We start from the raw sequence: 19,854 nt of genomic DNA on the forward strand, positions 1-19,854 counted from the left end.
CCGGCGCCTTATTGCGGTTCGCTGCCGCAGGCAAGCGGAGTCTTCAAGGAGCGGGCCGGAGCCGGCACGGGGTTTTGCGGAGCCTGCTGCGTGGCAAGCCAGGCCGCGACGGCGTTCACGTCTTCGTCGCTAAGGCGCGTGGCGATGGTGTGCATGCAGTCCGGTGCGATCGCACGACGCGTGCCCGAACGCCATGAGCCGAGCTGCGCGCTGATGTAATCGGCGTGCAGGCCGACGAGACCCGGGATCGCCGGTTCCATACCGGTCAGTGCCTTGCCGTGGCAGGCCGCGCAAGCGGGCACCTGCTTGTTCGCATCACCATGCAGCACGATCTGCTCACCGCGCGCGAGCGTGGAGGCGGAGGCCGTCGGCTTGGCCGGCGTCGGATACGGTGGGCGCTGCTGCGAGAAGAAGGTGGCGATCTGATGCAGGTAGTCGTCGGAGAGGTACGTGACGAGGTAGTTCATCGGCGGGTACTTGCGGCGCCCTTCACGGAAGTTCTGCAACTGATTGAACAGATATCCCGCCGGCTTGCCCGCGAGACGCGGGAAGTAATCGTTGTCGGTGCCTTGCCCATGCGAGCCGTGGCAGGCCGTGCAGCCTTGCACGCGGGCTTCCATCGTGTCGGGGGCCTTCGGTTGAGTCTGCGCTTTCGCAGCGCTATAGACACCCGCGGAGCCGATCAGCAGAAGGGCAAGCAACGGGCGGAAGAGGCGTCTTGAAGACACGCGTAACTCCATCAGAATCGGGGACCTGACCGAACTTCGGGCGGCTCGGTGTGAAGGACAGCCGTCGCTGCGGCGACGCAGCATTCTATCATCGAAGGGTGATGGTGACTATTTGCCGCATTAGATGCGGTTCCAGGTGTGACCACCATGCGACAGTGTGTCGCGTTTGCCAGTTTTGGACTTCAGTTGCGTCTGCGTCGTGCGTCGTGATCAATATCGTTGTCTCATCAAGCAAGGTTGAACCGATCCCCGTGCGCGCCATCGAAGCGTACACTTCCGGGCTCGCCGGCCGTCGTGCAGACGATGCGCGTCGTCGGCCCGGCTCTGTTTCGTTCGTTCTCATCCGCTATCGGCCCCACATGAAGCTATTCGATTTCTCCTCATCGACGCTGCGAGCGTTGATGTCCGGCGCGGTGGCGCTGGCCATGTCATCCACCGCGTTCGCGCATGCGCACCTGATCTCGAGCGTGCCGGCCGCGAACGCCGAGGCCGTCGCGCCCGCCGACGTGACCATCCATTTCACCGAGCCGCTCGAGCCTGCGTTCAGCAAGATCACACTCGCCGATACAAGCGGCAAGCCTGCGACTTCGACCGCGTCGACGGTCGATAGCGCGGACGCCCGCGAGATGCACCTCGCGCTGCCTCAGTTGACGAGCGGCCGCTATTCGGTGCACTGGGTCGCGGTGGCCACCGATGGCCATCGTACGCAAGGCGACTTCGGGTTCAACGTCAAATGAACTTCGACGCACTGTGGATCGGGCAGGTCGCAATGGCCGCGCTCATGAACGTCGCGTTCGGCTTCGCCGTTGGCTCGGCGCTACTCGGCGCATGGCTCGCGAAGGACGCGCAGCAAGGCACTTCACCGGCGCGGCCCGGCTGGATGCGCGCACATCGCTCGATGCTCGCGGCCACCATCGTGCTGGTGCTCGCGGATCTCGGCTGGCTGCTGTATCAGGCGGCGTCGATGAGCGGCGTCGCGTTGCCCGCGGCGTTCGGCGTGGTGCCGACGGTGCTGACGCAAACGCATGTCGGCTATGGTTGGAGCGTCGCGTTCGGCGGCGCACTGGTGCTGCTCGGCACCGCGCTGAGCCACGGCACCGGCATGCTGCGTAACACGCTGCTGTGGCTCGCGGTGCTCGCGATCTCGGCGGGCAAGGCGTCGCTCGGTCATGCGGCCGATGCCGGCGTCGTATCGGCCGCGATCGGCATGCAGACGCTGCACGTGCTCGCGACGAGCGTATGGGGCGGTGTCGCGATGGCCGCGGGCTTCGCGGTGCTGCCGGCGCTCGGCGCATCGACCGCGCGCGGCATGCTGATTCGCACGGCGACCCAGGTGTCGAACGTGTCGCTCGTCGCGGTCGGGTTGGTGTTGCTGTCGGGCGTATTCAATGCGGTGCGCGGCTCGGGCGGGTCGTTCGACGCGATTCAGGCGAGCACGTGGGGCCATGTGTTGACATTGAAGCTCGTGCTGGTCGCGCTCGCGCTGGTGCTCGGCGCGCTGAACCGCACGTCGGCGCTGCCGCGCCTGCGTCGTACCGCGTCGACGATGGATGCGCATACCTTCGTCAACGTGATCTATCTGGAAGCGCTCGTGATGATCGGCGTGTTCGTCGTCGCGGCCGCGTTGTCGCACACCGTGCCGGCGTTCGCTGCGCTCGGCTGAACGCGCGGCGCGCCGCATAAAAAAGCGCCGCACTGCAAAGCACGTGCGGCGCAATACACACGGTCGCCTGGCTGTGGCCAGCGCACCCGCTACTACTCTTCAGGCAAGCAGCGCGTCGTCGCGCGCGCGTTCCAGCAATGCAGGCGTCAGTCGCATCACGCGGTCCGGCTCGCTGCGCGCTTACTCGAGGCCGAGGCGATGACCGAGAATCGGCGCGCAGAACAACGCGATCGCGCAGCCCGCGGCCTTCCCTTCGAGTTCGGCGCCGGCAGCGTGCGTGCCGACCATCTGCGTGAGCAGATCGAAAACCTGCGGCACGCAGTACAGCACTGCCGCGGCGATAAAGAATTTCCCGACCACCGCGATGCTCCATCCGCGCTCGTAGGCGACCATCGCGCCGATGATGCGCAGCACGCCGAAGACAACCAGCGCACCGACCGCCGCCTGTTCGCGGATCAGATAGTCAGGAAGGAATTCGCCCATGGTGCTCCCCGCTGCATGCGTTGTCGGCATGCATTTCAGCAAGGAGCAGACCATGCGTCTGTCCGATACCGAACAAACGTCGCGAGAGCTGGGCGGGAGAAGGATGTGCGGGAATCGAGGCAGGGAGGGGCCCGCGCGTCACGTGGCCGGAACGCGCGGGCGCAATGGCCCACGAATCACCATTCGGCGACGCTGCCGTCCGCGTGACGCCACACCGGATTGCGCCAGCGATGACCGACCTTCGCCATCTCGCGCACCTTCTCTTCGTTGACCTCGATGCCGAGGCCCGGGCCTTGCGGGATCGACACGAAGCCGTCTTCATACTTGAAGACTTCCGGGTTCTTGATGTAATCGAGCAGGTCGTTGCCCTGGTTGTAATGGATGCCGAGGCTCTGTTCCTGGATGAACGCGTTGTAGCTGACCGCGTCGATCTGCAGGCAGGTCGCGAGCGCGATCGGGCCGAGCGGACAATGCAGCGCGAGCGCGACGTCGTAGGCTTCGGCCATCGCGGCGATCTTGCGGCACTCGGTGATGCCACCCGCATGCGAAGCGTCCGGCTGGATGATGTCGACGTAGCCGCCCGACAGGATGTGCTTGAAGTCCCAGCGCGAATACAGACGCTCGCCGAGCGCGATCGGGGTATTGGTCTGATTGACGATGTCGCGCAGCGCCTCGGCGTTCTCCGACAGCACCGGCTCCTCGATGAACAGCAGCTTGTACGGATCGAGTTCCTTGGCGAGCACCTTCGCCATCGGCTTGTGCACGCGGCCGTGGAAGTCCACGCCGATGCCGATGTTCGGCCCGACCGCCTCGCGCACCGCCGCGACGTTGTTGATCACGCCTTGCACCTTGTCGAAGGTGTCGATGATCTGCAGTTCTTCCGAGCCGTTCATCTTGACGGCCTTGAAGCCGCGCTCGACCACCGCGCGCGCGTTGTTCGCGACATCGCTGGGGCGGTCACCGCCGATCCACGAGTACACCTTGATCTTGTCGCGCACCTGGCCGCCGAGCAGCGCATGCACCGGCACGCCATGATGCTTGCCCTTGATGTCCCACAGCGCCTGATCGACGCCGGCGATCGCGCTCATCGTGATCGGGCCGCCGCGATAGAAGCCCGCGCGGTACATCACCTGCCAGTGATCCTCGATCAGCAGCGGGTCCTTGCCGATCAGATAATCGGAGAGTTCCTCGACGGCCGCGGCGACCGTGTGCGCGCGGCCTTCCACCACCGGCTCGCCCCAACCGACGATGCCCTCATCGGTCTCGATCTTGAGGAAGCACCAGCGCGGCGGGACGATGAAGGTTTCGAGCTTGGTGATTTTCATGGTGTGTGTCTCCTGACGATCTGCCGGCACGCAAAAGAATTTTGGGAATTCCATGCTACAACAAAAGTGCATTTAAATACTATTAATAGTACTATTTGCCACATAGTGGTGAGATTTGGAATACTTGTTGCCGCGTTGCGCGACGAGACCACCACCCGCTAGGAGAAAACCATTCCGCACGATCTGCATGGGCGAGTCACCCAACTGCTCGCGACCGCGATTCTGCGCGGCGACTATGCGCCGGAGTCGATCCTGCCTCGCGAAGCCGAGTTAATGGAGACGTTCGGCGTGAGCCGCACGGTGTTGCGCGAGGCGCTGCGCACGCTGACGTCGAAAGGGCTGATCGAATCGCGGCCGCGCGTGGGTACGCGGGTGCGGGTCAAGTCCGCGTGGAATCTGCTCGATGCCGATCTGCTCGACTGGTATTCGCGCGTCGCCGAGCCGATGGCGTTTGCGCTCAAACTGCAGGAAATGCGCGAGATGATCGAACCTTACGCGGCCGGCCTTGCGGCCACCGCGTGCACCGATGACACGTTGGGCGCGCTTGCGGCCGCCCATGCCGCGATGGTGGCGGCGCGTAACGTCGATGAGTGGGTGCGTGCGGATCTGCAGTTCCATCTGTGCGTGCTGACCGCGTGCAGCAACGAATTGCTGATTCCGCTTGGCGCGCTGATCGAGCGCACGCTCGAGGCACAGTTGCGGCTCAATGCGAAACGCGCCGATGTGTTCAACGCGTCGCTCGCCGAGCACACGGCGGTGTACGACGCCATCCGCGCGCGCGATGCCGCCGCGGCGTACGCGGCGATGTCGTCATTGCTTGGCGTGACGCGCGGGCGAATCGAAGGCTGAGACGGACGGCGCCGCGCTCGATCTCAATCCATCGCCGCATGCGCGGCCGACGCATCCAGCGCCTTATGCGACGGCCGGATCAGCAGCAATAGCGGGATGACCAGCAGCGTTGCCACGAACATCAGCTTGAAGTCGTTCAGATACGCGACCATCGCCGCCTGCTGCGTGATCGACGCGTTCAGTGCCGCGATGTCGTAGCGCGAGCCGCCGTCGAGCATCGACTGCAGCGCCGGATTGAACGCGGTAACGTTCGCGGCGAGGTCCGCGTGCGAGATTTGCGTGTTGCGCGTCATCAGCGTCTGCACGATCGAAATGCCGATACTGCTGCCGATATTGCGCATCAAGCTATAAGTCGCGGTGCCGTCCGCGCGCAGCTCCGGCGACAGCGTCGAGAACGTCAGTGCAGACAGCGGCACGAACACGAGACCGAGCCCGAAGCCCTGGATTACGCCGGGCCACACGATGTTCGACTCCGACAGCACGATCGTGTAATGCATCATCTGCCACAGCGCGAACGCCGAGATCAGGAAGCCGCAGAGCAATAGCAGCCGCGCATCGACGCGCTTGAGCAGCCGGCCGGCGATCAGCATTGCGACCATCGTGCCGGCGCCGCTCGGCGCGGTGACGAGGCCGGTGGTCGCGACCGGATAACCCATCAGGTTTTGCAGCATCGGCGGCAGCAGCGCGCGGGTCGCGTACATCACCGCGCCGATCACGAAGATGAAGAACGTGCCGGTCGCAAAGTTCGGGTCCTTCAGCAACTTGTACTTGAAAAACGAGCGCTCGCCGACGGTCGCCGTGTGGACGAGGAAAAACGCGAAGCTGATCGCCGCGACCAGCGCCTCGATCACGATCTCGGTCGATGAAAACCAGTCGAGCTGCTCGCCGCGATCGAGCATCGCCTGCAATGCGCCGATCGCGAGGCCGAGCGTGATGAAGCCGAACGCGTCGAACTTCACGTCGTGCTTGGGCTCGCGCGTCGGCAGGAAGGTCGCGACGCCGAACAGCGCGAACGCGCCGATCGGCACGTTGATGAAGAACACCCAGCGCCAGTTGTAGCTATCGGTGAGCCAGCCGCCGAGCGTCGGTCCGAGAATCGGCCCGACCATCACGCCCATGCCCCACACGGCCATCGCCTGGCCCTGCTTTTCACGCGGGTTGATGTCGAGCAGGATCGATTGCGACAGCGGCACCAGCGACGCGCCGAAGATCCCTTGCAGCAAGCGCGACACGACGATCTGCGGCAGCGTCTCGGAGAGTCCACACAAGGCGGACGCCACCGTGAAGCCGCCGATCGCGATCAGCAGCAGCCGCCTGACGCTGAGGCGGTCCGCCAGCCAGCCGGTGAGCGGCGTGGCGATCGCGGCGGCGACGATATAGGAAGTCAGCACCCATGTGATCTCGTCCTGCGACGCGGACAGCGTGCCTTGCATATGCGGCAGCGCCACGTTGGCGATCGTGCTGTCGAGCGTCTGCATGAGCGTCGCGAGCATGATCGAGATCGTGATCATCGGCCGGTTGAGCAGCTCAGTGGCGCTCGCCGGTGTGGAGGCGGAAGACATGAAAGGTGGGGAGGGTCGATATCGTAAGCATGCTTAGTATATCGTCAATGCGTGTTTGCGCGATCGGGAGTTGTGCTGAGCTGGAACGCATGCGCAGGCGCAGGCGCGCTGTAAGCCGAAGTGCTTCCGTATAATCCGCGCATGAAAACCCAATTCGAAGAGCGCTTCGGCTTTCTGATCTACGACGTCGGCCGGCTGGCGGGCAAGCGTTTCGACGATCATGCGAAGTCGTCGGTCGACCTGACTCGCGCGCAGTGTCGCGTGCTCGCCTATCTCGGCCATTACGGCGAGATCAATCAGGCCCGGCTCGCGGATCTGCTGGAGGTCGCGCCGATCTCGGCGGGCCGGCTGCTCGACCGGATGGAGGAGGGCGGCTGGATCGAGCGGACCGCGAATCCGCAGGATCGCCGCGAGCGCCAGGTGCGCATGACGCCGAAGGCCGAGCGCACGCTCGGCAAGGCGCGCAAGGTCGGCGACGAGGTCGCGCTCGAAGCGCTCAATGGTTTCAGCGATGAAGAAGCGGCGCAGTTGATCGCGCTGCTGCAGCGGGTGCGCGGCAACCTGAGCCGGCTGGTGGATCGCTGAAGCGTCGCGGTGTTGGCGAGACGCTGAAGTCTTTCCCGCGAGCCCGAGCGACGTTGGGCACGCGCTTCAAATCACATTATTTGGATTCCGACGCTGGCGCGCCGCCGCTCGGCGGTACCAGCTCGTAACACCCCGCCGCCGCCGTTTTCGCTTTTGCTTCCGGTTGCTGCGCATCGATGCATTTGAACGCGCTCTGATCGCGCTGCACGAAGATCGTGTCGGCCGGCCCGTTGTTGACCACGGCGACGATCTTGTAGCCGTCCTGCAGCAGCGTCGCGAGCATGGTCGAGCTGGCGCGCCATTGACTGTCGGACGTGCTCGGCGTTTGGGCCTGTGCGGTGAGGGCGGCGGTCGTGCCGGCGAGCGTGAGCGCAGCGGTGGTTGCGGCAAGCGCGACGGTGCGGAACGTCATTAACGAACCTCCTCGAAGTTGCGACGGAATTGCGGAAGGAAGCCCGCCAAGTTCTGCATTGTGGACGCGCGTTGAACCTCCGGAGAGAACTTGCCAGACTTTCTCGGGGCGCTATTCTCTCAAGAGACGGAGCTGCCAACGAAACCGGCGGCGCTTCACTACCCATACTCTGCGACGCTGCTGCTCGTCGTTCGTTCCATCAATCGCGCGCGATGAACGAGCCGAACCCAGCGCTGGGCATTTCCCACACTTCGTCAGCAATTCTTGCGCCGCCATCGATCACGCGCCACACGGGTATCCGACTCAGCACATGCCATAAGATGTAGCGGTCGTAGCGAACTGCGCTAGCGCTCACATGCGTCCGTGCCGTTTCGACCGCGTTATTTGATGCCATCCCTATCGAATGCGAAACGAATCGCAAGTCAATGCCGTGCGGCAGATTCCACGCAGCGTGTGGGTCCTAGGATGTGTGAGTCTTTTCATGGACATCTCATCCGAAATCATCCACAGCCTGCTGCCGATGTTTTTGATGGCAGGCCTAGGCGCAGGCGCCGGCGCGATTGGGGTCATCGAGGGCATCGCGGAGGCCACGGCCCAAATCGTCAAGGTGTTTTCGGGGACGCTAAGCGACTACCTCGGCAACCGCAAATGGCTTGCCGTAACCGGGTATGCGCTCGGCGCGATGAGCAAGCCGTTTTTTGCCATTGCGTCGTCGGTGGGAGTCGTGGTGACGGCGCGCGTCATCGACCGTGTCGGCAAGGGCATTCGTGGTGCGCCTCGCGATGCGCTCATTGCCGATGTCACACCGCAGCACCTGCGTGGCGCGGCCTTCGGCCTGCGCCAATCGCTCGATACGGTCGGTGCGTTTCTCGGACCGCTGGTGGCGGTTCTCATCATGCTGATCTGGGCAGATAATTTTCGGCTTGCGTTCTGGCTTGCCGTCATTCCCGGCGTGCTCGCGGTCGCGCTGTTGGCGTTCGGTATCACGGAGCCTGAGCACGAGCCTCTTGCCAAAAGAAGCAACCCAGTGCGGTGGCAGAGTCTCAAGGACCTTGGTTTGAACTACTGGTGGGTCGTAGGGATAGGGGCTGTGTTCGCGTTGGCGCGATTCAGCGAGGCTTTCCTGGTTCTTCGTGCGATGGGCAGCGGTGTACCGATTGCGCTCGTTCCGCTGGTCATGGTGGCAATGAATGTGGTCTACGCGCTGTCCGCTTATCCGTTCGGGAAGCTCGCGGACACGATGCGTCATACGCAGCTGCTGATCGGTGGTCTGGTCGTGTTGATCGGCGCCGACCTCGTGCTGGCACACGGCACCCACTGGAGCATGGTCGTCGTCGGGGTAGCGCTTTGGGGGCTGCACATGGGGATGACGCAAGGCCTGCTCGCCACGATGGTCGCGCACACGGCGCCAGCGCATTTGCGTGGGACTGCGTTTGGTTTCTTCAATCTGCTGAGCGGCATCGTGACGCTGGTTTCGAGCGTTATCGCAGGTCAGTTGTGGGAACGTGTGGGTGCAGCCATGACGTTTTATGCGGGTGCGGCCTTCGGGCTGATGACCATCGTGGCGCTTCTCTTTCACCCGACACCGGCCGGATCGGGTAACGACCTGAGTTGACGTGGCAGCGGTGAAAAACAAAAAAGCCGCTGTCCTTGTGGGACAGCGGCTTTTTCTTGAAGCTGGTGGCGAATCAGGGACTCGAACCCCGGACCTGCGGATTATGATTCCGTCGCTCTAACCGACTGAGCTAATTCGCCGAAAGAAGCGAGATTATGCTGGGGCAACCGGAGGCTGTCAACCCCCGGCGCACATCTTTTTCAGATAGCCCAGACTGGCGGTCCGCTCAATCTTTTGCGTAGATATCCGAGTCCTTGGTTTCGCGCACGAACAGCATGCCGATCACGAAGGTGATCACCGCGATGATGATCGGATACCAGAGCCCCGAGTAGATGTTGCCCCGCGCCGCGACGATCGCGAACGCGGTCGCCGGCAGGAAGCCGCCGAACCAGCCATTGCCGATGTGATACGGCAGCGACATCGACGTATAACGGATGCGCGTCGGGAACATCTCGACCAGCATCGCCGCGATCGGACCGTAGACCATCGTTACGTAGATCACGAGGATCGTCAGGATCACGATGCTCATTGGCCAGTTGATCTGAGCCGGATCGGCCTTCGGCGGGTAGCCGGCAGCCTTCAGCGTTGCGGCGAGCGTCTTCTCGAAGGCCTTGGCTTGCTCCTTCGCATCCGGGGCGCGGCCGTCGAACGTGTTGACGACCGTATCACCCACTCGGATCTGCGCGATCGTGCCGGCCGGCGCCGCGACGTTGTCGTAGTTCAGGCCGGCTCGCGACAGCGCGCCCTTCGCGATATCGCAAGAGGTCACGAACTTAGCCGTGCCCACCGGGTTGAACTGGAACGAGCACTCGCCCGGATCGGCGATCACGACGATCGGCGACTTCGCGGTCGCGGCTTCGAGCGCCGGGTTCGTGTAGTGCGTGAGCGCCTTGAACAGCGGGAAGTACGTCAGCGCGGCGATCAGCAGCCCGGCCATGATGATCGGCTTGCGGCCGATGCGATCCGACAGCGAGCCGAAGAACAGGAAGAACGGCGTGCCGATCAGCAGCGCGAGCGCGATCATGATATTGGCGCTCGAACCGTCGACCTTCAGGGTCTGCGTGAGGAAGAACAACGTGTAGAACTGGCCCGTGTACCACACGACAGCCTGGCCGGCCGTCAGGCCGAGCAGCGCGAGAATCACGACCTTCAGGTTCTTCCACTGGCCAAACGCTTCGGAGAGCGGCGCCTTCGAGGTCTTGCCTTCGGCCTTGATGCGTTCGAACACCGGCGACTCGTGCAGTTGCAGACGAATCCACACCGACACCGCGAGCAGCAGGATCGACACGACGAACGGAATGCGCCAGCCCCAGGCGCCGAACGAGTCTTCGCCCATGAAAGTGCGCACGCCGAGGATCACGAGCAGCGACAGGAACAGGCCGAGCGTTGCGGTGGTCTGGATCCACGCGGTGTAGAAGCCGCGGCGGTTCGCCGGCGCGTGTTCGGCCACGTAGGTCGCGGCGCCGCCGTACTCGCCGCCGAGCGCGAGACCTTGCAGCAGGCGCATCGCGATGAAGATCACCGGCGAAGCGATGCCGATCGCCGCATAGCCCGGCAGGAAGCCGACGAGGAACGTCGACAGGCCCATGATGATGATCGTGATCAGGAACGTGTACTTGCGCCCGACCATGTCGCCGAGCCGCCCGAATACGATCGCGCCGAACGGCCGCACCGCGAAGCCCGCGGCGAAGCTGAGCAGCGTGAAGATGAACGCCGCGGTCGGATTGACGCCGGAAAAGAAGCTCTTGCTGATGAAGGCCGCAAGCGAGCCGGCCAGATAAAAGTCGTACCACTCGAAAACCGTACCCAGCGACGATGCGAAGATCACCCGCTTCTCATCGCGCGTCATCGGCGCGTGCGAGAGTTGCCCGCCAACGGTAGCCATATGTCGTCTCCAATATTGATATACACACGGATCGCCAGCGCAGGCGTCCCCGTGCAACCGATTATTGGAGTGGAAACTTACGGCGTTCTGACTCGACGCCAAAACCTGGGGTAGTCCGGTAAACCGGCAAATGGATGCCTAATTTCGGTCAATAGGCGGCGATGTTTGCGCAATCCGCTCCGAAATATCTCAAAAACACGCTGACGGTCAAGCTGACGATCCGGCCGTGTTAGGGTAAGTCCCGCCCCCGTTCGAGCACCTGCAAGCTGACACGCACCAGGGTCCCGGCGAGCCGCGGCGACTCCTGGTAGACGTTGTCGTCGATGGCGAGCTCGCCGCCGTGCATCGCCGCGATCTCGCGCACGATCGCGAGACCGAGGCCGCTGCCGTCGCCCTCGCGGCCCAGAATCCGGTAGAAGCGCTCGACCACGCGCGAGCGCTCGCCGGCCGGAATGCCGAGCCCGGTGTCCTCGACTTCCAGATGCACGAGCCGCGCCGGGGCGTCGTGGCGCACGCGCACGGTGATGCGGCCGCCCGCCGGCGTATACCGGATCGCGTTGTCGATCAGATTCGACAGCATTTCGCGCAGCATCACCGGATTGCCAGCGACTTCGACCGGCTCGTCGGGTGCTTCGTAGCCGAGGTCCATCTGCTTCGCGAGCGCGGCCTGCACCCATTCGCGCACCGCGCTGCGGGCGAGCTCGCCGAGTTCGACCGGCGTGAAGATCTGCCCCGACCGACGGTTCTCCGCGCGCGCGAGCGCGAGCAGCTGTGTGACGAGCCGCGCGGCGTGCTCGGAACTGGTCGCGATCTGTTCGAGCGAGCGATGTACCTCGGCCGACGCGTTCTGGCGCAGCGCAAGCTCGGCCTGCGTGCGCAGGCCGGCGAGCGGCGTTTTCATCTGATGCGCGGCGTCGGCGATGAAGCGCTTTTGCAGCTCCATGTTCTGTTCGAGGCGCGTGAGCAGATCGTTGAACGACGTGACGAGCGGCTCGATTTCCGGCGGCGCGCGGCGCGCTTCGAGCGGCGACAGATCGTCCGGCCGGCGTGCGCGGATATGCGCCTGCAGCGCATGCAGCGGTTCCAGCCCGCGCGACAGCCCGAACCACACGAGCAGGATCGCGAGCGGCAGGATCACGAACTGCGGCAGGATGACGCCCTTGATGATGTCGTTGGCGAGCTGGCTGCGCTTGTCGAGCGTTTCGGCGACCTGCACCAGCACGGGCTGCGCGCCCGGCGTCTGCGGAAACTCGACGGTCGTATACGCGACGCGGATGTCATTGCCGCGCAGCACGTCGTCGCGGAATTCGACGAGGCCCGGTGGCGGGCGGTCCTCCTCGTGCGGCAGCGGCATGTCGCGCTCGCCAGCCACCAGCTCGCCGCGCGTGCCGAGCACCTGGAAGAACACGCTGTCGACGTTGTCGGCGCGCAGGAAATCGCGCGTCGACTCGGGCAGTGACAGCTCCGCGACGCCGTTGACCGGATGGATCTGGCGCGCGAGCACATAGGCGTCGGTTTCGAGCGCGCGGTCGAACGGGCCGTTCGCGATCGACTTCGCGACCAGATAGGTGACCGCGAGGCTCATCGGCCACAGCAGCAGCAGCGGCGCGAGCATCCAGTCGAGAATCTCGCCGAACAGGGAGCGCGGACGCGCTTCGGCGGCGGCTTCGGTTTCGTCGGGCGGGGCGAACGGGTTGGCGTAGCGCGCGTCGCGCGCCTCGTCGAGGTCCGCCGCGTGCGCCGTGGCGCGATCAGCGCGTGCGGACATCGCTGGCCTCTATTTGTAGTGATGGCTCGCCGGCATCGCGGCAGACGACGGCGCGGTGGATGGTGGTGCTGCTTGTGCCGTTTGTGCTGCTTGTGCCGTTTGCGGCTGGGAGCCGGCAGCGGCGGCGGGCGTGTTCGCATTCGCCGGCGGCGCCGCTTTTTCGAGGCAGTAGCCGAGCCCGCGCACGGTGATGATGCGCACGCCGCTCGGCTCGATCTTCTTGCGCAGCCGGTGCACGTAGACTTCGATCGCGTTGTTGCTGACTTCCTCGCCCCATTCGCACAGATGGTCGACCAGTTGCTCTTTCGAGACCAGCCGGCCGATCCGTTGCAGCAGCACTTCGAGCAGACCGAGCTCGCGCGCGGACAGATCGATCACCTGGTCATTGACATAGGCGATGCGGCCCACCTGATCGAACGACAGTGAGCCATGTCGCACGACGGTCGGGCCACCGCCGGCACCGCGCCGCGTCAGCGCGCGCACGCGGGCTTCGAGTTCGTTCAGCGCGAAAGGCTTGGCCATGTAATCGTCGGCGCCGAGGTCGAGGCCTTTGACGCGTTCGTCGACACTGTCTGCGGCGGTCAGGATCAGCACGGGCAGGTTCGAATTGCGCGCGCGCAGGCGGCGCAGCACCTCGAGCCCGGACATGCGCGGCAGGCCCAGATCGAGGATCAATAGGTCGAACGTCTGCATTGACAACGCGGTATCGGCTTCTACGCCGCTTTTGACGTGATCGACCGCATAGGCCGATTGGCGGAGTGATCGAACCAGACCGTCCGCGAGTATGCTGTCGTCTTCGGCAATCAGAATTCGCATGGTGCGCCAGCCTGGCTTTGCCGGCACCGTGGGGCTTGCCCCGGCGCGCAGCGGTCTCCGCACATTATTGTGGGTAGTGGGGGCGACGCGACAGTAAAAATGCGCGTTCGCATCATAATCGCGCTTGCCAAAACCACTGTTTTTTTATACAGTGTCTGCGTTTCGTGTGATGTCCTGCAGGCTCCGCTCAATTCGAGTGAAACCACGGGCGCACACCTGCCTCAGACGCCGTTCATCATAGCAAAGGACGATTCATGGAAGAAAGCAAGAAAGGCTCGGCTGGACTGACTGCTGAAAAGAGCAAGGCTCTCGCCGCCGCGCTCGCGCAGATCGAAAAGCAGTTCGGCAAAGGGTCGGTCATGCGGCTCGGCGCAGGTGAGGCAGTCGAAGACATCCAGGTGGTCTCCACCGGATCGCTCGGCCTCGACATCGCATTGGGCGTCGGCGGTTTGCCGCGCGGCCGCGTGGTCGAAATCTACGGTCCGGAATCGTCCGGTAAAACCACGCTGACGCTGCAGGTCATCGCCGAAATGCAGAAGCTCGGCGGCACCGCGGCGTTCATCGACGCGGAACACGCGCTGGACATTCAATACGCGGGCAAGCTCGGCGTGAACGTCGCCGACCTGCTGGTCTCGCAGCCGGACACCGGCGAGCAGGCGCTCGAAATCGCCGACGCGCTGGTGCGCTCGGGCTCGATCGATATGATCGTGATCGACTCGGTGGCGGCGCTGGTGCCGAAGGCGGAAATCGAAGGCGAAATGGGCGACTCGCTGCCGGGTCTGCAGGCGCGTCTGATGTCGCAGGCACTGCGCAAGCTGACCGGCACGATCAAGCGCACGAACTGCCTCGTGATCTTCATCAACCAGATCCGCATGAAGATCGGCGTGATGTTCGGCAACCCGGAAACCACCACGGGCGGTAACGCGCTGAAGTTCTACGCGTCGGTGCGTCTGGACATTCGCCGCATCGGTTCGATCAAGAAGAACGACGAAGTGATCGGCAACGAAACGCGCGTGAAGGTCGTCAAGAACAAGGTGTCGCCGCCGTTCCGCGAAGCGATCTTCGACATCCTGTACGGCGAGGGCATCTCGCGTCAGGGCGAAATCATCGACCTCGGCGTGCAGGCGAAGATCGTCGACAAGGCTGGCGCATGGTACAGCTACAACGGCGAGCGGATCGGTCAGGGCAAGGACAACGCGCGTGAATTCCTGCGCGAAAATCCGGACATCGCTCGCGAAATCGAAAACCGTATCCGCGAATCGCTGGGCGTCACCGCGATGGCGGACGCCGTGACCGGCGCGGACGCTGAAGTCGCGGACGAAGAAGAGTAAGCATCACGTGATACGCAAAGGCCGGCCGCTGTCCGGTTCCAACTCTGGACCCTGTCCGGACGGCCCGCGCGACACCGCGGATGGATCGCCTGATTCCGGCGATCCATTCGATCCATTCGAATCGTTCGACGCACACGACCGCGCCGCAGGCCGCGGGCCGCAGCGTACACGGTCTGCATCCCCTGCAGCATCGTCCAGCCCGGATTCCTCCGGGCGCGATTCCCAACCCCCCTCCGAAGTCACCTACAGCCGCTCGCGTCGCCAGGCCGGCGAAGCGAAGCCGGGGCAGGCCGACCAGGACGACAGCAGAAAATCCCAACGTCCAACCCGTTCGCTGAAAGCACGGGCGCTCGGCTATCTGTCGCGACGTGAATATAGCCGCGCCGAACTCGCGCGCAAGCTGAAGCCCTACGTCGAGGAGACCGATTCGCTCGACACGGTGCTTGGCTCGCTGGAAGCCGAAAACTGGCTATCGGACTCGCGCTTCGCGGAAAGTCTGGTTCACCGGCGCGCATCGCGGCTCGGCACGAGCCGCATTCTCGGTGAACTGAAGCAGCACGCGCTGAACCCGGCGGTCGTCGAAGAGGCGAGTGCGCAATTGCGTGAAACCGAACTCGCGCGCGCTCAGGCGGTCTGGCGCAAGAAGTTCGGCCAGCTGCCGCAAACCCCGGCCGAGCGCGCGAAGCAGGCGCGCTTCCTCGCGTCGCGCGGCTTCTCCGGCGCGACGATCGGCAAGATCCTGAAGGGTATCGACGACATCTGGGACGGCGACTAGCACGTCAGCCCTGACGGCCGTCGATTGCCACGCCGTAACCCGGCTCGAGGCCATGCGCAATCGGGGCTGTCCCAAATACCCGTTATGCTAAAATCCAGAGGTTTTCCAATCCGGCCTTTCCTTCCCGCATGTCGCTCTCCCCGCCAGTGTCCCGTCAGTTGCGCCATCGTCGCGCAATCAGAGCGGAAGCTTACGAGCGAGCCGATGGCCTGTGGGATGTGGAAGCGTGCCTGACCGACGAAAAGCCTCGCGATGTGGCGCTTCCGTCGGGAATCCGGCCCAATGGTCAGCCGATCCATGAACTCTGGCTTCGCATCACCATCGATCGCAAGCTCAACGTCGTCGACGCCGAGGCGTCGTCCGACTGGGTGCCCTATCCAGGGTTATGCCAGGCCAGCAATCCCGCCTACCGTGCCCTCATCGGGCTCAATCTGTTCCACAACTTCCGTCGCGATGCTGCCCGTTTGCTGGCCGGCACGGCCGGTTGCACGCATCTCACCGAGCTGTGCGCGATGCTGCCGACCGCCGCGATCCAGGCGTTCGCCGGTGAAGTGTGGAACACCGATGAAGGCACGCCGGGCGCGAACGCGGGTTCGGGAGACGAATCGTCTAACGGCACAGGCGAGCATTCCAACGACAAGCCGCCATTCCAGCTGGGACGCTGCCATGCGCTGCGTTTCGACGGCGAGGCGGTGAAACAGTTTTATCCGCGCTGGTATGGCCACGCACCGCGTCCGGCGGAACGCGCGGCCTCGTCGGACGACGCGGCGGCCCGCGCACGAGGCGGCGACGCGTCGGCCTGAACGGCGGCAAAACGGAATCGAAGTTCTATCCAACTCTCAGACTGAAGGGAATCACGCATGAAGATTCACGAGTACCAGGGTAAGGAAATCCTGCGGAAATTCGGCGTCGCGGTACCGCGCGGCAAGCCGGTCTTCTCGGTGGACGATGCGGTCAAGGCCGCTGAAGAGCTCGGCGGCCCGGTGTGGGTCGTCAAGGCTCAGATCCACGCAGGTGGCCGTGGCAAGGGTGGCGGCGTCAAGGTCGCCAAGTCGCTGGAACAGGTTCGCGAGTACTCGAACCAGATCCTCGGCATGCAGCTCGTCACGCACCAGACCGGTCCGGAAGGCCAGAAGGTCAACCGTCTGCTGATCGAAGAGGGCGCTGACATCAAGAAGGAACTGTATGTCGGTCTCGTGATCGATCGCGTTTCGCAGAAGATCGTCGTGATGGCGTCGAGCGAAGGCGGCATGGACGTCGAAGAAGTCGCGGAAAAGACGCCTGAGCTGATCCACAAGGTTGCAGTCGATCCGTCGACCGGCCTGAAGGACTCGGAAGCAGACGACCTCGCGAAGAAGATCGGCGTGCCCGACGCTTCGATCCCGCAAGCCCGCGCAATCCTGCAAGGCCTGTACAAGGCATTCTGGGAAACCGACGCATCGCTCGCCGAAATCAACCCGCTGATCCTGACCGGCGACGGCAAGGTCATCGCACTCGACGCGAAGTTCAACTTCGACTCGAACGCGCTGTTCCGTCACCCGGAAATCGTCGCTTACCGCGATCTGGACGAAGAAGATCCGGCTGAAATCGAAGCGTCGAAGTTCGACCTCGCGTACATCTCGCTTGACGGCAACATCGGCTGCCTCGTGAACGGCGCTGGCCTCGCCATGGCAACGATGGACACCATCAAGCTGTTCGGCGGCGAACCGGCGAACTTCCTCGACGTCGGCGGTGGCGCGACGACCGAGAAGGTCACCGAAGCGTTCAAGATCATGCTGAAGAACCCGAACCTGACCGCGATTCTGGTCAACATCTTCGGCGGCATCATGCGCTGCGACGTGATCGCGGAAGGCGTGATCGCGGCGTCGAAGGCCGTGTCGCTGAAGGTGCCGCTCGTGGTCCGCATGAAGGGCACGAACGAAGACCTGGGCAAGAAGATGCTCGCTGAATCCGGCCTGCCGATCATCTCGGCGGACAGCATGGAAGAAGCGGCTCAGAAGGTCGTCGCGGCTGCTTCGGGCAAGGCGTAAGCCACCTGTCTACGGCGCATTTACCAGCTCATTTGCCAAAATGACGAGTGGCGGCGCGCGAGCGACACAGGCGTGAAGCATCGCGCCGCGTGGCGCTACCGCGCGACGCCAAACGAACAGAGGTCAATACATGTCGATTCTGATCAACAAAGACACCAAGGTCATCACGCAGGGCATCACCGGCAAGACCGGTCAGTTCCACACGCGTGCTTGCCGTGAATACGCAAACGGCCGCGAAGCGTACGTCGCGGGCGTGAACCCGAAGCGCGCCGGCGAAGATTTCGAAGGCATCCCCATCTACGCGAGCGTCGCTGAAGCCAAGGCTGAAACGGGCGCGACCGTGTCGGTGATTTACGTTCCGCCGGCAGGCGCTGCCGCGGCAATCTGGGAAGCCGTCGAAGCCGACCTGGATCTCGCAATCTGCATCACGGAAGGCATCCCCGTCCGCGACATGATCGAGATCAAGGACCGTATGCGTCGCGAAAACCGCAAGACGCTGCTGCTCGGACCGAACTGCCCGGGCACGATCACGCCGGACGAGCTGAAGATCGGCATCATGCCGGGTCACATCCACCGCAAGGGCCGCATCGGCGTCGTGTCGCGTTCGGGCACGCTGACGTATGAAGCAGTCGGCCAGCTGACCGCGATCGGCCTCGGCCAGTCGTCGGCAGTCGGTATCGGCGGCGACCCGATCAACGGTCTGAAGCACATCGACGTGATGAAGATGTTCAACGACGATCCGGATACGGACGCCGTCATCATGATCGGTGAAATCGGCGGTCCGGACGAAGCGAACGCTGCGGAGTGGATCAAGGGCAACATGAAGAAGCCGGTGGTTGGCTTCATCGCTGGCGTCACGGCGCCTCCGGGCAAGCGCATGGGCCACGCCGGCGCGCTGATCTCGGGCGGTGCGGACACCGCTGAAGCGAAGCTGGAAATCATGGACGCATGCGGTATCAAGGTCACGAAGAACCCGTCGGAAATGGCGCGTCTTCTGAAGGCGATGCTGTAAATCGAATTCGCGTGCCGTGGGCGCGCGATTTTGATACGCTTTCGAAGTCCTTTCGTGAGCGAGCGGTCCCGAAAAGCGGGGGAGTGCAGACTCCCCCGCTTTTTTTTCGTCCGTGCTCGCGCCGTGTTTCTGTCCGCCCGGTCGATTTTTTCTTATTCTTTTTCCATGCTGGAATTCTTCACGACGCTCAATTGGGGCGCGGTCTTTCAGATCATCGTCATCGACGTTCTGCTCGGCGGCGATAACGCGGTCGTCATTGCGCTCGCCTGCCGCAAACTGCCGCAGTCGGAGCGCATGCGCGGCATCGTGTGGGGAACCGCCGGCGCGATCCTGCTGCGCGTCGTGCTGATCGCGTTCGCGGTCGCGCTGCTCGACGTGCCGTTCCTGAAGTTCGCGGGCGGGTTGCTGCTGCTGTGGATCGGCGTGCGCCTGCTGGCGCCCGCGCGCGACGTTCACGACAAGGTGAGGCCGGCCGACAAGCTGATCTCGGCGGTGAAGACGATCATCATCGCGGACGCGGTGATGAGCGTAGACAACGTGATCGCGATCGCCGGCGCTGCCGAAGCCGCGGAGCACGAGCACCGATTGGCTCTGGTGATCTTTGGCCTCGTCGTGAGCATTCCGCTGATCGTGTGGGGCAGCCAGCTGATTCTGAAGCTGCTCGATCGCTTTCCGGGCATCTTGCTGTTCGGCGCGGGTCTGCTCGGCTGGATCGCGGGTGGCCTGATGGTCAACGATCCGGCCGGCGACCGCTGGCCGATCCTCGATACGCCCGTCGCCGAATACGGGATGAGCATCGCGGGCGCGCTGTTCGTCGTGATCGTCGGTTATCTGTTGAAGCGGCGCAACGCGAAACGCGCGGCGGTGTGAGCATGGCATTGACGGTGCGCCGCTGCCTAAGCCGTGATGCCGTCCGAATGCAAGCCTGGCCATCCGGCTGACTGTGACGCGCGAGCGTCGCTCGCTACGATTGAAATGCCTGTTCCCGATCCACGGGTCAGGCGTTTCTCGTATC

Annotated in this window: 19 protein-coding genes and 1 tRNA gene; 11 read left to right on the forward strand and 9 right to left on the reverse strand. The window is 63.8% G+C overall.

The features are described 5' to 3' along the window. Positions 1–8: 8 nt before the first annotated feature. Positions 9–740 carry a c-type cytochrome gene (locus tag QFZ91_RS17835; RefSeq protein WP_176380868.1) on the reverse strand — a complete coding sequence of 244 codons (732 nt, stop codon included), beginning with the start codon at positions 738–740 and terminating at the stop codon, positions 9–11. 347 nt (positions 741–1,087) lie between these two features. Here QFZ91_RS17835 and copC point away from each other — a divergent pair, with 347 nt between their 5' ends. Then, the gene (gene copC / locus QFZ91_RS17840) at positions 1,088–1,465 is read left to right on the forward strand and encodes a copper homeostasis periplasmic binding protein CopC (protein ID WP_429567951.1); all 378 of its coding nucleotides are present in this window, start codon (positions 1,088–1,090) and stop codon (positions 1,463–1,465) included. After that, positions 1,462–2,391, forward strand: a complete 930-nt coding sequence (locus tag QFZ91_RS17845) for a CopD family protein (RefSeq protein ID WP_429567952.1) — start codon at positions 1,462–1,464, stop codon at positions 2,389–2,391. Before copC ends, QFZ91_RS17845 begins: the two co-directional genes overlap by 4 nt. A gap of 180 nt (positions 2,392–2,571) precedes the next feature. Here QFZ91_RS17845 and QFZ91_RS17850 read toward each other — a convergent pair whose 3' ends face one another. Then, entirely contained in the window at positions 2,572–2,874 is a 303-nt protein-coding gene (locus tag QFZ91_RS17850; protein WP_176121785.1) for a hypothetical protein, read from the reverse strand. Positions 2,875–3,050: 176 nt separating this feature from the next. Continuing rightward, complete coding sequence (gene dgoD, locus QFZ91_RS17855) at positions 3,051–4,199, reverse strand: galactonate dehydratase (RefSeq protein ID WP_429535996.1); 1,149 nt, start codon at positions 4,197–4,199, stop codon at positions 3,051–3,053. 171 nt (positions 4,200–4,370) lie between these two features. On the opposite strand from dgoD, the gene QFZ91_RS17860 reads away from it, so the two are divergent. Beyond that, positions 4,371–5,048, forward strand: a complete 678-nt coding sequence (locus tag QFZ91_RS17860) for a FadR/GntR family transcriptional regulator (protein WP_176121936.1) — start codon at positions 4,371–4,373, stop codon at positions 5,046–5,048. Positions 5,049–5,071: 23 nt separating this feature from the next. On the opposite strand, the gene QFZ91_RS17865 is transcribed toward QFZ91_RS17860, so the two are convergent. Then, positions 5,072–6,610 carry a DHA2 family efflux MFS transporter permease subunit gene (locus QFZ91_RS17865; protein WP_176380864.1) on the reverse strand — a complete coding sequence of 513 codons (1,539 nt, stop codon included), beginning with the start codon at positions 6,608–6,610 and terminating at the stop codon, positions 5,072–5,074. A gap of 141 nt (positions 6,611–6,751) precedes the next feature. Between QFZ91_RS17865 and QFZ91_RS17870 the strand changes: the two genes are divergently transcribed. Further along, positions 6,752–7,195 (forward strand): MarR family winged helix-turn-helix transcriptional regulator, encoded by a 444-nt coding sequence (locus QFZ91_RS17870; protein WP_026229127.1) that lies wholly within the window; start codon positions 6,752–6,754, stop codon positions 7,193–7,195. A 76-nt stretch (positions 7,196–7,271) separates the two neighbouring features. Here the strand turns inward: QFZ91_RS17870 and QFZ91_RS17875 are convergent, their stop codons facing one another. Beyond that, complete coding sequence (locus QFZ91_RS17875; RefSeq protein ID WP_176121782.1) at positions 7,272–7,607, reverse strand: hypothetical protein; 336 nt, start codon at positions 7,605–7,607, stop codon at positions 7,272–7,274. A gap of 403 nt (positions 7,608–8,010) precedes the next feature. Between QFZ91_RS17875 and QFZ91_RS17880 the strand changes: the two genes are divergently transcribed. After that, on the forward strand, positions 8,011–9,222 hold the full coding sequence (locus QFZ91_RS17880; RefSeq protein ID WP_429567953.1) for an MFS transporter: 1,212 nt from the start codon (positions 8,011–8,013) through the stop codon (positions 9,220–9,222). A gap of 63 nt (positions 9,223–9,285) precedes the next feature. Here QFZ91_RS17880 and QFZ91_RS17885 read toward each other — a convergent pair. The 4 genes from QFZ91_RS17885 to QFZ91_RS17900 all read right to left on the reverse strand — a co-directional run bounded on the left by QFZ91_RS17885 (position 9,286) and on the right by QFZ91_RS17900 (position 13,691). Continuing rightward, positions 9,286–9,362 (reverse strand) — tRNA-Met (locus tag QFZ91_RS17885). An 86-nt stretch (positions 9,363–9,448) separates the two neighbouring features. Further along, the gene (locus QFZ91_RS17890) at positions 9,449–11,107 is read right to left on the reverse strand and encodes an MFS transporter (protein WP_176121780.1); all 1,659 of its coding nucleotides are present in this window, start codon (positions 11,105–11,107) and stop codon (positions 9,449–9,451) included. Between the two features lie 229 nt (positions 11,108–11,336). Further along, positions 11,337–12,875, reverse strand: coding sequence for a sensor histidine kinase N-terminal domain-containing protein (locus QFZ91_RS17895; RefSeq protein WP_429567954.1), 1,539 nt, complete (start codon positions 12,873–12,875; stop codon positions 11,337–11,339). Positions 12,876–12,884: 9 nt separating this feature from the next. Next, entirely contained in the window at positions 12,885–13,691 is an 807-nt protein-coding gene (locus tag QFZ91_RS17900; protein ID WP_429567955.1) for a response regulator, read from the reverse strand. A gap of 254 nt (positions 13,692–13,945) precedes the next feature. Between QFZ91_RS17900 and recA the strand changes: the two genes are divergently transcribed. The 6 genes from recA to QFZ91_RS17930 all read left to right on the forward strand — a co-directional run bounded on the left by recA (position 13,946) and on the right by QFZ91_RS17930 (position 19,709). Next, complete coding sequence (recA, locus tag QFZ91_RS17905) at positions 13,946–15,022, forward strand: recombinase RecA (protein WP_013090445.1); 1,077 nt, start codon at positions 13,946–13,948, stop codon at positions 15,020–15,022. A 7-nt stretch (positions 15,023–15,029) separates the two neighbouring features. Next, positions 15,030–15,797 (forward strand): recombination regulator RecX, encoded by a 768-nt coding sequence (gene recX / locus QFZ91_RS17910; RefSeq protein WP_429567956.1) that lies wholly within the window; start codon positions 15,030–15,032, stop codon positions 15,795–15,797. A 128-nt stretch (positions 15,798–15,925) separates the two neighbouring features. Next, positions 15,926–16,600, forward strand: a complete 675-nt coding sequence (locus QFZ91_RS17915; RefSeq protein WP_176105127.1) for a DUF2889 domain-containing protein — start codon at positions 15,926–15,928, stop codon at positions 16,598–16,600. Positions 16,601–16,657: 57 nt separating this feature from the next. After that, positions 16,658–17,827: an ADP-forming succinate--CoA ligase subunit beta gene (gene sucC, locus QFZ91_RS17920; RefSeq protein ID WP_013090442.1), complete on the forward strand. Its 1,170-nt coding sequence runs from the start codon at positions 16,658–16,660 to the stop codon at positions 17,825–17,827. 130 nt (positions 17,828–17,957) lie between these two features. After that, positions 17,958–18,839: a succinate--CoA ligase subunit alpha gene (sucD, locus tag QFZ91_RS17925; protein ID WP_008920420.1), complete on the forward strand. Its 882-nt coding sequence runs from the start codon at positions 17,958–17,960 to the stop codon at positions 18,837–18,839. A 165-nt stretch (positions 18,840–19,004) separates the two neighbouring features. Beyond that, positions 19,005–19,709, forward strand: a complete 705-nt coding sequence (locus tag QFZ91_RS17930) for a TerC family protein (protein WP_429567957.1) — start codon at positions 19,005–19,007, stop codon at positions 19,707–19,709. Positions 19,710–19,854: the final 145 nt, after the last annotated feature.

The sequence above is a fragment of the Paraburkholderia sp. JPY419 genome (assembly GCF_050435705.1).
Taxonomy (GTDB): Bacteria; Pseudomonadota; Gammaproteobacteria; order Burkholderiales; family Burkholderiaceae; genus Paraburkholderia; species Paraburkholderia youngii.